Below are 15,593 nucleotides of genomic sequence, written 5' to 3' on the forward strand. Positions count from 1 at the left end.
GGATGGCCAGGGCCGGCACCGCGACGAGGATCAGGTCGAGCAGGTTGTTGGAGTCCACCGGGACAGTCTGTCAGCCGTCGCGGGGCTGCGGCGGCTGGGGCTGAGAAGGCGACGCGGGCGAGGCGGGGGGGGGGGCCGCGGGCGGCGGCGGCGGGGCGGGGGGGGGGGGGGGGGGGGGGGGGGGCGCCGCGCCGCGGGGGGGCCGGACGGGCGGTGGGCGCGCGGGCCGCCGCCCGCCGCACCCCCGCTGCCCCTCCGGCGGCACCCCGCGACGGTGCCGCGCGCCTCCTCGCGCGTCGCCGCCGGAGCCCCGACGCGGTACGATGTATCTTGACGTCAAGATACTTGCCCCACCCCGGCCGACCCCCATGCGGCCGCACTCGCCCAACGAAGGAGCCCACTGTGAGCAGCGTCGACAGCTTCGGGTCGAAGTCCCGGCTGCAGGTCGCCGACGAGACCTACGAGATCTTCCGGCTGGACGCCGTCCCCGGGACCGAGAAGCTGCCGTACAGCCTCAAGGTGCTGGCGGAGAACCTGCTGCGGACCGAGGACGGCGCGAACATCACCGCCGACCACGTCCGCGCGCTCGCCGCCTGGGACCCCGCGGCGGAGCCCGACACCGAGATCCAGTTCACGCCCGGCCGCGTGATCATGCAGGACTTCACCGGCGTGCCCTGCGTCGTCGACCTGGCCACCATGCGCGAGGCCGTCGCGGAGCTCGGCGGCGACCCGGCCCGGATCAACCCGCTCGCCCCGGCCGAGCTGGTCATCGACCACTCCGTGCAGATCGACGTCGCCGGCCGCCGCGACGCCTTCGAGCGCAACGTCGAGCTCGAGTACCAGCGCAACCACGAGCGCTACCAGTTCCTGCGGTGGGGCCAGACGGCGTTCGACGACTTCAAGGTCGTCCCCCCGGGCACCGGCATCGTGCACCAGGTCAACATCGAGTACCTGGCCCGGGGCGTCATGACCCGCGAGGTCGACGGCGCGCTCCGCGCGTACCCGGACACCTGCGTCGGCACCGACTCGCACACCACCATGGTCAACGGCCTCGGCGTGCTCGGCTGGGGTGTCGGCGGCATCGAGGCCGAGGCCGCCATGCTCGGCCAGCCCGTCTCGATGCTCATCCCGCGCGTCGTCGGCTTCAAGCTCACCGGCTCCATCCCGCCCGGCGTGACCGCGACCGACGTGGTGCTGACCATCACCGAGCAGCTGCGCCAGCACGGCGTGGTCGGCAAGTTCGTCGAGTTCTACGGCGACGGCGTCGCGGCGGTCCCGCTCGCGAACCGCGCCACGATCGGCAACATGAGCCCCGAGTTCGGCTCGACCTGCGCCATCTTCCCGATCGACCAGGTCACGATCGACTACCTGCGGCTCACCGGGCGCTCCGAGCAGCAGCTGGCCCTCGTCGAGGCGTACGCCAAGGAGCAGGGCATGTGGCTCGACCCGGCGGCGGGCGCGGCCGACGCGGTGTACTCCGAGTACCTCGAGCTCGACCTGTCGACCGTCGTCCCGTCGATCGCCGGCCCGAAGCGCCCGCAGGACCGCATCGAGCTGACCGCGGCCAAGGAGTCGTTCGCGACGTCGATCCTCGACTACGTCGACGCCGACGAGGCCGCGCCGTTCACCGGCGCCGCCCGCGGCTTCACGGGCCTGGACGAGTCCGTCGACGAGACGTTCCCGGCCTCCGACCCGATCGCCGCGGGCGAGCACGCCGACGCGAGCGACGCCCCGGCGCACGTCCCCGGCGGCGACAGCAGCCACCGCCCGCACAAGCGGGTCCCGGTCACGCTGGCGGACGGCACGCAGTCCGAGCTCGACCACGGCGCCGTCGTGATCGCCTCGATCACGTCCTGCACCAACACGTCGAACCCGTCGGTGATGCTCGCCGCCGCCCTGCTCGCCCGCAAGGCCGTCGAGCGCGGCCTGGCCGCCAAGCCGTGGGTCAAGACCTCGATGGCCCCCGGGTCGCAGGTCGTCACGAACTACTACGAGAAGGCGGGCCTCTGGCCGTACCTGGAGAAGCTGGGCTTCCACCTGGTCGGCTACGGCTGCGCCACGTGCATCGGCAACTCCGGCCCGCTGCCGGAGGAGGTCTCGGCGGTCGTCAACGAGCACGACCTGTCGGTCGTCTCCGTGCTGTCCGGCAACCGGAACTTCGAGGGCCGCATCAACCCCGACGTGAAGATGAACTACCTGGCGTCGCCGCCGCTGGTCATCGCGTACGCGCTCGCCGGGACCGTGGACTTCGACTTCGCGAACGAGCCGCTCGGGCACGACGACGCCGGGCAGCCGGTGTTCCTCACCGACATCTGGCCGACGCCGGAGGAGGTCCAGGCGACCATCGACGCGTCGATCGACCGCCAGATGTTCGAGGCCGACTACGCCGACGTCTTCGCGGGCGACGACCGGTGGCGGTCCCTGCAGACGCCCGAGGGCGACACGTTCGCCTGGGACCCGGAGTCGACGTACGTGCGCAAGCCCCCGTACTTCGAGGGCATGGGTGCCGAGCCGGCGCCGGTCGCGGACGTCACCGGCGCCCGCGTGCTGGCCAAGCTCGGCGACTCGGTCACGACCGACCACATCAGCCCCGCGGGGTCCATCAAGGCGGACAGCCCGGCCGGGACCTACCTCGCGGAGCACGGCGTCGAGCGCCGGGACTTCAACTCCTACGGCTCGCGCCGCGGCAACCACGAGGTGATGATCCGCGGCACGTTCGCGAACATCCGGCTGCGCAACCAGCTGGTGCCGGGCGTCGAGGGCGGCTTCACGGTCAACCACCTGACCGGTGAGCAGACCTCGATCTACGACGCCGCCCAGGCGTACGCGGAGGCCGGCGTCCCGCTGGTGATCCTCGGCGGCAAGGAGTACGGCTCCGGCTCGTCCCGCGACTGGGCGGCCAAGGGCACGGCGCTCCTGGGCGTCAAGGCCGTCATCACCGAGTCGTTCGAGCGGATCCACCGGTCGAACCTCATCGGCATGGGCGTGCTCCCGCTGCAGTTCCCCGCCGGCGAGTCGGCCGACTCCCTCGGGCTGGACGGGACCGAGACGTTCGCCATCGCGGGCATCACGGAGCTCAACGCGGGCACCACCCCCCGCACCGTGCACGTCACCGCGACCAAGGCCGACGGCTCCGCCGTGGAGTTCGACGCCGTGGTCCGGATCGACACCCCCGGCGAGGCGGACTACTACCGCAACGGCGGCATCCTGCAGTACGTGCTCCGCTCGCTCGTCGCGGCCTGACGCACCGACCCGGCGCCCCCACCACCCCCGCGGTGGTGGGGGCGCCGTCGTGCGCGGACGAAATGCGCTGCGGCCGCGTGGGACCGGCCGCTAGCCTCGCGGCCGTGATCCACTCCGACGCCCTCGCCCCCGTGCCCACGCTCGTCACCCCGCGGCTGCGCCTCGTGCCGCTCGGGCCCGAGCACCTGGACGACACGTGGGAGGCGCTCCAGGACGCCGAGTCGATGCGGCTCACGGGCACCCGCGCGTCGTTCACCCGCGAGCAGGTCGCCGCGCACCTCGCGCGGGTCGGGGCCGATCCCGAGCGCGGCGACTGGGCGATCACGCTCGCCGACGACGGCTGCTACGTCGGGGAGGTCGTCCTCAACGACCTGGAGCCCGACGACGCCGCGATGAACGTCCGCATCGCGCTGGCCGCCGGCATGCCCGGGCGCGGGTACGGCACCGAGGCGATGACGGCCGTGCTCGACCACGCGTTCGGCGCGGTGGGGCTGCACCGCGTGAGCCTCGACGTGTTCGCGTTCAACCCGCGGGCGCAGCGGTCCTACGAGAAGGCCGGGTTCGTGGTCGAGGGGCGGCAGCGGGACACGCTGCTGTGGGACGGCGAGTGGACGGACTCCGTGCTCATGGGCGTGCTGGCGACGGACCCGAGGCCGACGTTCAGGCGGTGACGCCGCCGGGCGGCTCGGCGGTGAGCGTCCGCCAGCTGCGGGCCAGCACCCGCTCGAGCACAGCGAGGTCCACCTGCTCGAGGTCCTTGAGGTACAGGCACCCCTTGCCGACGGTGTGCGGGCCCAGCGCGGCCAGGTCGTCCGCGTGCGCCTCGACGCCGTCCATCAGGTAGACTGTCGTGGCGGCCTTGCGCGGCGAGAACGAGGCGGCCGGCCACTCGCCGGTCCGGCCGCTGCCGTACCGGTACGCGTACCGCCCGAACCCGACGATCGACGGCCCCCACATCACGGGCTGCTCGCCCGTGACGCGCTCCAGGAGCGCCAGGAGGGTCCCGGCGTCCCGGCGGCGGGCGGCGGGTGACGCCTCGGCGAGGAAGGCGTGGACGTCGGCCTCGGTGGGTGCGGTCTTCGCGGTCTCGGCCATGCGCCCATGATGCGCCCGGACCGTCGCACGGCTCGCGACGCAGGGCGCCGGGCGGGTCAGCCGAGCAGCTCGCGCACGGCGTGGGCGCCGATCGCCGCGATCGTCGGGTCGTCGTCGCCGTGCGTCACCATCGCCGACGCCATCACGAGCGCCCAGCCCGCCGCGCGGCGCCAGCGGCCGCGGTCCGGAACGCCTCCGCCCGCGTCGGCGAGCGCGTCCGTGCGGTCCCGGAACGCGGCCCGCCCGTCGGCGTCGAACGTGAGCCAGGCGGTGGCCAGGTCGCACGCGGGGTCGCCGGCGGTCACGTCACCGAAGTCCAGCAGCGCCACCAGCGCGCCGCCGCGCGTCACGAGGTTCGCGGGGTGCGGGTCGCCGTGCGCCCACACCGCCGGGCCGGGCCACGCCGGCGCGGCGAGGGCGTCGTGCCACAGCGCGGTGGCGCGGGAGCGTGCGTCGGGCACCAGCTGGTCGAGGTGGCCGGCGGCGAGCCGCTCCGTGAACGCGGCTCGCCGGCCGGCGAGCGCGCCGCCGCGGACCGGGTTCACGGGCGCGCCCGCCGGGGCGGGGACGTGCAGCGCCGTGAGGGCCGACGCCAGGGCCGGTGCCCAGGCGGTGCGGTCCGCGACGGGCTCGTCGGCCGCGGGACGCCCGGCGAACCACGGCACGACGCTCCACGCCCAGGGGAACGTGGCGCTCGGCACGCCGACGCGGACCGGCGCGGGGACCGGCACGGGGCAGAGCCGCGCGAGCAGGGGGAGCCACTGCTGCTCGTGCTCGACGAGGTGCGCGGCCACCGCCCGACGGGGGAGCCGCACCGCGAGGCCGTCGCCGAGCCGGAACGTGGCGTTGTCCCAGCCCTGCGCGACCAGCCGCACCTCCCGCCCCGCGAGGTCGGGGTGCTGCTCGGCGAGGAGCGCGTGCACCAGGCCCGCGGTGAGCTCGACCTCGGCGGGCGGCTTGACGGGCACGGCGCGGGCTCCTTCGCGGGACGGACCCGCCACGCTACCGGAGCGTGGTGGCCGCCCTCGGCGCCGGCAGCACGGACTGCGCCAGCAGCGTCGCGCCCACGACGGCGGCCGGCATCGTCGCGACCGCACCGCCCGGGACCAGGAAGCACAGCTGCGTCGCGACGCCGAAGCCGAGCGTCCGCCCGCGGTGGGCGCGCAGCACCGCGTTGCGCCCCCGCCGGTCGACGCCGCGTGCCAGCAGGGCGCGGGATGTCAGCTCGTGCGCCAGCAGCCACCCGGTGAGCACCACGCCGGCCGTCCAGCCGAGCGCCGCCCCGACGACCGGGACGAGGCCGAGCGCGCCCGCGAGGGCGGCCGCCACGAGGCCCCGCGTCAGCAGCGCCAGCCCGTCCGCGGCGCCCCGCCAGAAACCGGTCGGCTCCTGCGGCACCGCCCCGGTCACGTCCTGCTCCACCGCGCGCCAGATGCGGTCGTAGAACGGCTCGCCGACCGCCAGCGTCAGCGCGGTGAACGTGACGACGACGAGCACCAGCGCGCCGGCGAGCACCACCCCCTGGGCCGCCAGCTCTGCGGCGCGCTCGAGGCCCGGCGACCAGCCGTCGGCGAACGGGGTGAGCCCCTCGCCGACGACGTCCAGGTTGACCACCAGCGTGATCAGCGCGGCGAGCACGAACGCCCCGACCACCGCCGCCGGGATCAGCCCGCGCGCCATCGCCCCCGGACGCCGGCGCCACCAGCCCCAGCCGCGTCCGAGCAGGCGGACACCCTCCACGACCTCGCGCACGGGACCGCAGCCTAGGGCGCGGAGGGCGTCCGGGCGACGCCAGGCCCGCCGGTGTGCGCGGTGCCGTCGGTGCGGTCCGTGCCGTCGCGGGGCTGCGGCACCACGGCGTCGACGACCATCGACCCGTCCGTCGGACCCTCGAGCGGCACCGGGGGCGGGGTCGCCTCCACCCGGCTCATCGGCGCCACCGGCAGGCCGGCCAGGTGCCGGTGCGCCCGCACGTACGCGGGCACCAGCAGCACGACCGCCCCGGCCCAGGCGAGCGGGTTGCCCCACACCACCCCGACGAACCCGAACGCCCCGCCCAGCACGATCGCCGCGCCGACGCGCATCACCAGCTCCACGACCCCCGTCAGCGTCGGGACCCCGGTGTGGCCCAGGCCCTGGAGCGCGCCGCGCAGGACGAACAGCACGCCCAGCAGCACGTACAGCGCGGCGTTGACGCGCAGGAACTGCGTCGCGAGCGCCACCACCTCGTCCTCGCCCGCACCGACGAACAGGCGGACCAGGGTCGTGCCCGAGACGATCAGCAGCGCGCCGAGCACCACCGAGCCCGCCACCGCCATCCACGACGCCTGCACGACGCCCCGCCGGATGCGGTCCGGACGGCCGCCGCCCAGGTTCTGCGCGACGAACATCGACACCGCCAGGCCCAGCGACTGCAGCAGCGCCACCGCCAGCCCGTCCACCCGCGAGGCCGTCGTGTACGCCGCGACGGCGTCGGAGCCGAGCTCGTTCAGCCGCACCTGCACGGCCAGCGCGCCGATCGCGATGATCGACGCCTGGAAGCCCATCGGCAGGCCCAGCCGCAGGTGCTCCGCGACCTCCGCACGTGCGCCCCGCCAGTCCGCGCGGCGCACGTGCAGCACCGGGATGCGGCGCCGGACGAGCTGGAGGCACAGCAGCACGGACACCGCCTGCGACAGCACCGTCGCCAGCGCCGCCCCACCGACCCCCAGGCCCGCCGGCCCGACGAGCAGGACGACGAGCCCGACGTTGAGCGCGCACGCCAGCGTGAGGAACAGCAGGGGCGTACGGGAGTCGCCGATCGCCCGGATGATCGCCGACAGGTAGTTGAAGAACATCAGCGCGCCGGTGCCGAGGAAGCTCACCTGCGCGAACGTCGTCGCCTCGGCCATCAGCTCCTCGGGGGTGCGCAGCAGCTCCAGAGCGGGCCCCGCGAGCAGCGGCGCCGCGACCGTGAGCAGCACGCTCGCCGTGCCGGTGAGGATCGTGCCCGCACCGACCGACCGGCGGACCGCCGCGGCGTCGTGCGCGCCGAACGCCTGCGCCGTCGGGATCGCGAACCCCGACGTCATGCCCCACGCGAACCCGAGCAGCAGGAACAGCAGGCTGCCGGTCGCGCCGACCGCCGCGAGCGAGTCCACGCCGAGGTGCCGGCCGACGACGATCGCGTCGACGAGCTGGTAGAGCTGCTGGACGACGTTGCCCACCAGCAGGGGGACGGCGAACGCGAGGATGACGCGCCAGGGGCTGCCGGCGGTCAGGACCTTGGCCATGACGAGGGGACTCCGGGACAGAGGCGGGGCAGGGGGCGGAGCGGGGGCGGTGCGGGGCGGTGCGAGGGGGCGGTGCGGGGGGCGGTGCGAGGGAGGCGGTGCGGGCGGCGGGCGGGGCGTGCCGGGGCCACCGCTGTGGATCGTATCGTTTTGATCGACCGCGACCAGCGCTTTCTTCGGGGTCCGCGCGTGCCCGCCGGTGGCTAGCCCTCCGAGGTCGGTTGGCTAGCCCCCCGACGTCGTGGCACGAGGCAGGCGAAGGTCCACCGCCCGTCCCGCGACGTGCTCGAGCGCCGCCTGCACGGCGCCCACCAGGACGATGTCGCCGCCGTGCTCCGAGGCGAACACGCGGGGTGGCACGAGCGTGTGCGCGGCGATCCGGGCGTCGATGTCGCGGAGCACCGGTCCTAGCGCCGGGGCGACGCTGCCCCCGAGGACCACGACCTCCGGGTTCACCAGGCTCGCCAGCGTCGCCACGACGCGGGCCAGCCGGTCCGCGAGCCGGTCGGCGATCGCCAGGGCGAGCGGGTCGCCGGCCTCGGCGGCAGCGAGCACCGCCTCGGCGGAGGGGGCGCCGTCGTCGGTGGGGGCCTCCGCGAGGACGGACCTCGCGCCGCCGGCCAGCGCCTCGGCGGCCCAGGTCCGGGCGAGCAGGGCCAGTGCGTCGGGTGAGCCGACGCCCTCGACAAGGGTCAAGTACTGCATCTCCCCGCTACCCCCGCGGTGCCCGTGCAGCAGCCGCCCGCCGTCCACGATGCCCGCGCCGAACCGCTCGGCCGCGAGGAGTACGACGTAGCACGCTTCGGGGTCGTCGGAGGGACGTTCGGCGAGCGCCGCGAGGTTCGCGTCGTTCTCGATCAGGCAGTCCCAGCCGGCGTGCGCCGCGAGGATCTCGGCCGGCTCGATCCGCACCGTCTCCCAGAACCCGTCGTCGGCGGGGCTGCCGCCGCGGCCGTCGACCGGGGCCGCCACGCCGAAGCAGGCTGCCAGGACCGCCTCGTCCTGCACGCCGGCTGCGAGCAGGGTCTCGTCCACGAGGGTGCGCAGCTGCCGGATGCGCGCGTCCGAGCGGGTGCTCGCCGCGCCGAACCGCACCCGGCGGCGTGCGACGGGCCGGCCGTGCAGGTCGGCGACCAGGCAGGAGGCGTGCCGGAATCCCACGTCGATCCCCACGACGTAGCCGGCCTCCGAGCGGAACCGGAACCGCCGGGCGGGCCGGCCGCGCGAGCCCGCGCCCGCCGGGTCCGGACCCTCCTCCGCGAGCCACCCCTGCTCCACCAGGTCGTCGCAGACGCCGAGCACCGTTGCGCGGGTGAGCGACGTCGCGGCGACGAGGTCGTTGGACGTCACCGCCTCGCCGGGCGCCCGTCCGCGCATCAGCTCCAGGATCACGTGGGCGTTGGCCCGTCGCAGCACCTGGGGGGAGGTGGCGGTGCCCCCGCCCGGCTCCGGGCGGCGCGCGGTCGCCGGTTCGTCTTGACCCTGCTGCTGCATCCGCCGATACTAGTTGACGCCATAGATTTATGGTCCATATAAATGAGCGAAGGAGCTCGTGTGGCCACCCACCGTCCGGTCCGACGACGCACCCGCTGGGGCGCCGTCGCCGTCGCGGCACTCGTCGCGGCCCTCCCTGCCTGCTCCGAGCCCGGCCCGTCCGCCGACGGCGTCGTGACGATCGAGCTCTTCCAGAACAAGTCCGAGGCGATCGAGCTGTACGACGAGCTCATCGCCGACTTCGAGGCCGCCAACCCCGGCATCCGCGTCGCGCAGAACAACGTGCCCGACTCCCTGTCGGTGCTGCGCTCGCGCCTCGTGAAGAACGACCCGCCGGAGGTCGTGGCGATCAACGGCGACCAGAACTTCCGGGGGATGGCCCAGGCCGGCGTGTTCCGGGACTACGCCGGCTCCCCGGCGCTCGACGGGCTCAACCCCGTCGCCGTCGACACCCTGCGCACCCTCGCCCAGAACGGCGAGGAGGTGAACGGCGTCCCGATCACCCTCAACGCCCAGGTCCTGCTCTACAACGCGGACCTCTTCGAGCAGGCGGGCCTCGCCGTGCCGCGCACGTGGGACGAGGTCGTCGCCGTGAGCCGGGCCATCCAGGACGCCGGCGGGACGCCCTTCGCCTTCACGTACAAGGACGCGTGGACCGCGCAGGCGGTGTGGAACACCATCACGCCGCAGACCCTGCCCGAGGGGTTCTGGGACGACCTGCGCGCCGGCGACGCCGCGCTCACCGACGCCACGACGGACGCCGCCACCAAGATGGTCGAGCTGCTCGACTACGCCAACGCGGACCCCTTCGGCACCGACTACAACGCCGGCAACACCGCGATGGCGAATGGGGAGGCCTTCATGTACCTCCAGGGCATCTGGGCGATCCCCGCCATCCGGGCCGTGAACCCCGACGTGCGGCTCGGCGCTACGGTCGTCCAGTGGGCGGGTACCGACGAGCCCGCCACGATGGTCTCCGGGCTCGACCAGATCCTCACCACCGTCGAGGGCGCCGAGCACCAGGCCGAGGCCGACCGGTTCATCGAGTACCTCACCACCCCCGAGGCGCAGCGGACGCTCTCCGCGGGGCTCGCGGTGTTCTCCGCCCGCGAGGACGTCGTCCCCGACGACGAGCTCCTCGCCGGGCTCAAGCCCTACCTCGACGAGGGTCGGATCGTCGACTTCCCCGAGCACGAGCTGCTCACCGGGGTGAACCTCGGCGGCGCGCTGCAGACGTTCCTGTACTCCCGGGACCCGGCCCGCCTCGGCACGACGCTGCAGTCCGAGTGGGACGCGGCCTACGAACGGGAGTCCCTGTGAGGAGCGGGTCCATGACGACGTCCCGGCGGTTCGCGTACACGGTCGGCGCCGTCGCGCTGCTCGCGTTCTTCGCCTTCCACACCCTGCCCGCCCTGCAGGGCTTCTTCTACAGCCTCACCAACTACAAGGGCTACGGCGACTGGGAGTGGGTGGGCCTGAAGAACTACGAGCTGCTGTTCTCCGACGCCCGGATCGGCCGGGCGTACCGGTTCACGTTCCAGTTCGCGATCGTCTCCGCGGTCCTCACCAACGTGATCGCCCTGGCGCTCGCCGTCGGGCTGAACGGCCGGATCGCGTTCCGGCGGACCCTGCGTGCCGTGTTCTTCGTGCCGAACATCCTGTCGCTGCTGATCGTCGGCTACATCTTCAACTTCATCTTCTCGTCCGCCGTCCCGCAGCTCGGGTCGTCGCTCGGGATCGATGCCCTCACCACGAGCATCCTCGGCAACCCCGACCTCGCGTGGCTCGGCATCGTCGTCGTCGCCGTGTGGGGCTCCACCGCGGTGACCACGATCATCTACCTCGCGGGTCTGCAGACCGTGCCCGTCGAGGTCTACGAGGCCGCGTCGCTGGACGGCGCGACGGGCTGGCGGCGGTTCAGCCGGGTGACGTTCCCGATCATCATGCCGTTCGTCACCATCAACACCCTGCTGACCGTCAAGGGCTTCCTCATGGTGTTCGACCAGATCGTCGCCATGACCAACGGCGGGCCCGGCGACGCCACCCGCTCGATGTCCGTCCTGATCTTCGGGGCCGGCTTCAGCGGCGGGGAATTCGCCTACCAGTCCGCCAACGCCATCGTCTTCTTCATCGTGATCGCGCTCGTCTCCCTGTTCCAGGTGCGGACCATGCGCAGCCGGGAGCGTGTGTGATGACCGCAGCGACCCCCACCGCGCCCGACCGCGCCGCCCTCGCCGGCGTCGGACGGCCGCCCCGCACGCGGCGGGCCGAGCTGTACCCCGGCCGGCGGCGCACGAACTGGCTGCTGACCGCCGTGCTCGTCGTCTGCTCGCTGACCGTGCTGATCCCGTTCTACCTCGCGCTGGTCACCGCGCTGAAGTCTCCCGAGCAGCTCGGCGCGAGCCCGTGGGCGCTGCCGACCGACTGGCGGTGGGACAACTTCGCGACCGCCGTCGACGTGGTGGACTTCCCGCTCGCGCTGCGGAACTCCGCGATCGTCACCGCAGGGGCCGTCGTCCTGACCCTCGTGACGAACGCGCTCGTCGGCTGGGTGTTCGCCCGGAACATGGACCGCCGGTTCTTCCGGTTCGGGTTCTACTTCCTGCTCGCGGCGATGTTCATCCCGTTCCCGGTCATCATGCTGCCTCTGGTCAAGCAGACCTCGGCGCTCGGGATGGACTCCCTGTGGGGGCTGGTGCTGCTGTACGCGATCTACAACCTGCCCTTCAACACCCTGCTGTACACCGGCTACGTGCGGTCGATCCCGTACGAGCTGGAGGAGGCCGCGGCCCTCGACGGCGCCGGGCCCCTGCGCCGGTTCCGGACCATCGTGTTCCCGCTGCTCATGCCGATCAACGCGACCGTCGTGATCCTGTCGGCCCTGGGCGCGTGGAACGACTTCCTGATGCCGCTGGTCGTGCTGTCCGACCGCTCGCAGTACACGCTGCCGCTCGTGCAGTACGCGTTCCAGGGGCAGTTCAACACCCAGTACAGCCTCGCGTTCGCCTCGTACCTCATGGCGCTCGCCCCGATGATCCTGGTCTACGTGATCGGCCAGAAGTGGATCATCGGCGGCGTCGTCCGGGGGTCCGTCAAGTGACCGCACCCGCCACGCCCTCCCGCACCGTCCGTCCCCGAGCCCCGAGGAGCCCGATGACCACCGAGGACATGTCCACCGCCCCGCTGCCCTGGTGGCGCGATGCCGTGGTGTACCAGGTGTACCCGCGGTCGTTCGCCGACGCGGACGGCGACGGCATCGGCGACCTGCCCGGCATCACCAGCCGGCTCGAGCACATCGCGTCGCTCGGTGCCGACGCCGTGTGGCTCTCGCCGTTCTACCCGTCGCCGCAGAACGACGCGGGGTACGACGTCGCCGACTACCGTGACGTCGACCCGCTGTTCGGCACGCTCGCCGACTTCGACGCGCTCGTCGCCACGGCCCGGGACCTCGGCGTGCGCGTCGTGGTCGACATCGTCCCCAACCACACCTCCTCGGCGCACGCCTGGTTCCGGGCCGCGGTGGCCGCTGGCCCGGGCTCGCCCGAGCGGGACCGGTACCTGTTCCGGGACGGCCGGGGCCCCGGTGGCTCGCTGCCGCCCAACAACTGGCAGTCCGTGTTCGGCGGCGACGCCTGGACCCGCGTCACCGAGGCGGACGGGCAGCCGGGGCAGTGGTACCTGCACCTGTTCGACCCGACGCAGCCCGACCTCAACTGGGAGAACCCGGAGGTCCGCGACGAGTTCCTCGACATCCTGCGGTTCTGGCTCGACCGGGGGGTCGCCGGGTTCCGCGTCGACGTCGCGCACGGGCTCGTCAAGGCCACCGGCCTGCCCGACTTCGGCGCGGAGCAGAAGATGCTCGACGGCTCCGTCGCCGAGGACGCCGCAGGGGAGGACCGGCCAGCCTCCAACCAGGGCCCCATGTGGGACCAGGACGGCGTGCACGAGATCGTCCGCGGCTGGCGCTCGTTGCTCGACTCCTACGACGGCGACCGGTCGATGGTCGCCGAGGCGTGGGTGTCCGACCCGGCGCGGCACGCCCTGTACCTGCGGCCCGACGAGTACCACCAGGCGTTCAACTTCAACTTCATCTCCGCCCGGTGGCGGGCCGACGAGATCGCCGCCGCCGTCGACCAGTCGATCGCGTCGACCGCGGCCGTGGGGTCCGTGCCCACGTGGGCGCTCGAGAACCACGACATCGTCCGGCTGCCCGCCCGCCTGGGGCTGTCGGAGCCGGGCACCCGGCCCAACGGCATCGGCGTCGACGACCCGCAGCCCGACGAGGCCGCCGGCCTGCGACGGGCCCGGGCGATGACCCTCCTCGCAGCCGCCCTGCCGGGGTCGCTGTACGTCTACCAGGGCCAGGAGCTCGGGCTGCCGGAGCACACCACCCTGCCCGACGAGCTGCGGCAGGACCCCACCTTCGCCCGGTCCCAGGGCGCCGAGCGTGGCCGCGACGGCTGCCGGGTGCCGCTGCCCTGGCACGCCGACGCGCCCGGGTTCGGGTTCGGCCCGAGCGGGCGGACCTGGCTCCCGCAGCCCGAGGGCTGGGCCGGCTACGCGGCCGACGTGCAGGAGCGCGACGAGGAGTCCACCCTGCACCTGTTCCGGCGCGTGCTCGCGCTGCGGGCCAAGCACCGGCTCGGCGCCGGGCCCTGGCGCTGGCTCGTGCGCGACGCGGGGCTGCTCGTCGGCGAGGCGGGGGACGGCGCCGTGCGCGTGGCGCTCAACACCGGTGGCTCGCCCGTCGCGCTGCCCGGCGCGGTCCTCGGCGAGGTGCTCGTCGCGTCCGAGACCGGCACCCTGCGCGACGGCGTGCTGGCCGGCGACTCCGCGGTCTGGCTCGCGGTGCGCTGAGGCCCGGACCGTGCCCGCGCGTCACACCGGCGCGGGCACCGTCCGGCCCTCGTCCCACGGCACCGCCCAGCCGAGCGCGTCGAGCACCCGGTCGAGCACGAACGCCGTGAAGCCCCACACCAGCACGCCGGCCACGTCGAACGCCGGACCGCGGTACTCCCGGTCACCGTGCCGCAGCGTCGCCGTGACGCGCCGCGCGGGGTCGACCAGGTCCGCCACCGGCACGCGGAACACGTCGACCGTCTCCGCGGGGTCCGCCGCGGCGACCGCGGACGGGCGGTCCCACCAGGCGAGCACCGGTGTGACGAGGTTGCGGCTCGCGGTGACCGGCAGCGGCGGCAGCGTGCCGAGCACCCGGACCCCGCTCGGGTCCAGCCCCGTCTCCTCCTGCGCCTCCCGCAGCGCGGCCGCCTCCGGACCCGCGTCCCCCGGGTCGATCCCGCCCCCGGGGAACGAGACCTGACCGGGGTGGTGCGTCAGCGTGGGGGAGCGGCGGGTCAGCAGCACGTCCAGGTCGGCCGCAACCGCCGGGTGGTCCGTCCGCGCCACGACGTGGTCGAGCACCCCGAACAGCACCAGCACGGCGGAGGCGCGCACGGGGCGGGCCTGGGCCCGGTCGCCCGCGTTGGCCGGGGTGAAGGCGCGCTCCGGGTCGGGCGCCCACACCGGGCGCGCGGCGCACAGGGCGCGCAGGTCGGCCAGCGCGGCGGTCGGTGCGGGGTCAGCCACGACGACTCACGCGCGCTCGCGGACGGACCGCGCGAACGCGGCCAGCCCGAGGTCGGCGCCCGGGCGCAACGCGCTCAGGTGCTGGCGGGAACCCAGCCGGATCGCGTCCACCTCGGCGGGCTCCAGGTCCGCGGTCATCATCGGGGTGGTCAGCCACAGGTCCAGCACCGACGCGTCGACCTCCAGGTGGAACTGGAGGCCCACGGCGCTGCCCGCGCGGAACGCCTGCACCGGCGTCGTCCCGCTGCGGGCCAGCAGTGTGGCGCCCTCCGGCAGGTCGACCGCGTCGGAGTGCCAGTGCAGCACCGTCGGCTCGGGACCCGCCCCGGCCAGCAGAGGGTCGTGCGCGACCACCTCCACCGGCGCGAAGCCGATCTCCGTGCCGTGGCGGCGGTGCAGGCGCGCGCCGAGGGCCAGTGCGAGCAGCTGCATGCCCAGGCACACGCCCAGCGTCGGGAGGCCCGCGTCGACCGCCTCGGCCAGCAGGCGGCGCTCAGCCGCCAGGCCGGGGTGCCCCGCGTCGTCGTCCGCGTCCTGCGGCCCGCCCATCACCACCAGGCCGGCCAGGTCCTCGATCGCCGGCAGCCGGGGCGCCGGGTCGTCCAGGACCGTGCGCGTCGTGATCGGCAGACCGTCCAGCGCGCGGGCGATCAGGCCCGGCCCCTCGTGCGCGACGTGCGTGAGGACGAGGACGGGACGCGGCTGGCTCACGGGGTGACGATAGCCGCCGGGCGTCGGTGACCCGCTCGGGGGGCGGGTGCTGAGGCGTCCCCAGGGCGCGGGGGGTGTGCGTGGTCCCCAGGGCGGGGGGTCGTTGTCGGTCTCGTGGCGGTTGCGGCTCCTAGCGTCGGTGTATGCCCGATGACCTGCAGGAACGCGCTCCTGTGTCGACTGCTGTCGACT

13 protein-coding genes are annotated in these 15,593 nt (G+C 74.3%); 6 read left to right on the forward strand and 7 right to left on the reverse strand.

Going from position 1 to position 15,593, the window contains the following annotated elements; all coding sequences use genetic code 11:
* Positions 1 to 402: 402 nt before the first annotated feature.
* A complete protein-coding gene (locus QNH85_RS00005; protein ID WP_282943716.1) occupies positions 403 to 3,243 on the forward strand; it encodes an aconitate hydratase in 2,841 nt (946 codons plus the stop codon).
* Positions 3,244 to 3,347: 104 nt separating this feature from the next.
* On the forward strand, positions 3,348 to 3,914 hold the full coding sequence (locus QNH85_RS00010; protein ID WP_282943717.1) for a GNAT family N-acetyltransferase: 567 nt from the start codon (positions 3,348 to 3,350) through the stop codon (positions 3,912 to 3,914).
* Here QNH85_RS00010 and QNH85_RS00015 read toward each other — a convergent pair.
* The 5 genes from QNH85_RS00015 to QNH85_RS00035 form a co-directional block, all read right to left on the reverse strand.
* Complete coding sequence (locus QNH85_RS00015; RefSeq protein WP_282943718.1) at positions 3,904 to 4,338, reverse strand: DUF1801 domain-containing protein; 435 nt, start codon at positions 4,336 to 4,338, stop codon at positions 3,904 to 3,906. The genes QNH85_RS00010 and QNH85_RS00015 overlap by 11 nt on opposite strands.
* A gap of 56 nt (positions 4,339 to 4,394) precedes the next feature.
* Positions 4,395 to 5,306 carry an aminoglycoside phosphotransferase family protein gene (locus QNH85_RS00020; RefSeq protein ID WP_282943719.1) on the reverse strand — a complete coding sequence of 304 codons (912 nt, stop codon included), beginning with the start codon at positions 5,304 to 5,306 and terminating at the stop codon, positions 4,395 to 4,397.
* A 34-nt stretch (positions 5,307 to 5,340) separates the two neighbouring features.
* Positions 5,341 to 6,090 (reverse strand): EI24 domain-containing protein, encoded by a 750-nt coding sequence (locus QNH85_RS00025; RefSeq protein ID WP_282943720.1) that lies wholly within the window; start codon positions 6,088 to 6,090, stop codon positions 5,341 to 5,343.
* A gap of 11 nt (positions 6,091 to 6,101) precedes the next feature.
* Positions 6,102 to 7,610: an MATE family efflux transporter gene (locus tag QNH85_RS00030; RefSeq protein ID WP_282943721.1), complete on the reverse strand. Its 1,509-nt coding sequence runs from the start codon at positions 7,608 to 7,610 to the stop codon at positions 6,102 to 6,104.
* Between the two features lie 225 nt (positions 7,611 to 7,835).
* Entirely contained in the window at positions 7,836 to 9,104 is a 1,269-nt protein-coding gene (locus QNH85_RS00035; RefSeq protein ID WP_282943722.1) for an ROK family protein, read from the reverse strand.
* A 60-nt stretch (positions 9,105 to 9,164) separates the two neighbouring features.
* Between QNH85_RS00035 and QNH85_RS00040 the strand changes: the two genes are divergently transcribed.
* From QNH85_RS00040 to QNH85_RS00055, 4 genes are read left to right on the forward strand one after another with little or no spacing between them, the layout of a single operon-like run.
* Positions 9,165 to 10,424, forward strand: coding sequence for an ABC transporter substrate-binding protein (locus QNH85_RS00040; RefSeq protein ID WP_282943723.1), 1,260 nt, complete (start codon positions 9,165 to 9,167; stop codon positions 10,422 to 10,424).
* A gap of 11 nt (positions 10,425 to 10,435) precedes the next feature.
* Positions 10,436 to 11,296: a carbohydrate ABC transporter permease gene (locus QNH85_RS00045; protein ID WP_282943724.1), complete on the forward strand. Its 861-nt coding sequence runs from the start codon at positions 10,436 to 10,438 to the stop codon at positions 11,294 to 11,296.
* On the forward strand, positions 11,296 to 12,204 hold the full coding sequence (locus QNH85_RS00050; RefSeq protein WP_282943725.1) for a carbohydrate ABC transporter permease: 909 nt from the start codon (positions 11,296 to 11,298) through the stop codon (positions 12,202 to 12,204). The genes QNH85_RS00045 and QNH85_RS00050 overlap by 1 nt, the downstream gene beginning before the upstream one ends.
* Before the next feature lie 53 nt (positions 12,205 to 12,257).
* Complete coding sequence (locus QNH85_RS00055; protein WP_282943726.1) at positions 12,258 to 13,961, forward strand: glycoside hydrolase family 13 protein; 1,704 nt, start codon at positions 12,258 to 12,260, stop codon at positions 13,959 to 13,961.
* A 21-nt stretch (positions 13,962 to 13,982) separates the two neighbouring features.
* Here QNH85_RS00055 and QNH85_RS00060 read toward each other — a convergent pair whose 3' ends face one another.
* Entirely contained in the window at positions 13,983 to 14,690 is a 708-nt protein-coding gene (locus QNH85_RS00060) for an NUDIX hydrolase (protein WP_282943727.1), read from the reverse strand.
* A 6-nt stretch (positions 14,691 to 14,696) separates the two neighbouring features.
* Positions 14,697 to 15,401: a type 1 glutamine amidotransferase gene (locus QNH85_RS00065; protein ID WP_282943728.1), complete on the reverse strand. Its 705-nt coding sequence runs from the start codon at positions 15,399 to 15,401 to the stop codon at positions 14,697 to 14,699.
* Between the last annotated feature and the right edge of the window lie 192 nt (positions 15,402 to 15,593).

The sequence above is a fragment of the Cellulomonas endometrii genome (assembly GCF_949769265.1).
Lineage (GTDB): Bacteria > Actinomycetota > Actinomycetes > Actinomycetales > Cellulomonadaceae > Cellulomonas > Cellulomonas endometrii.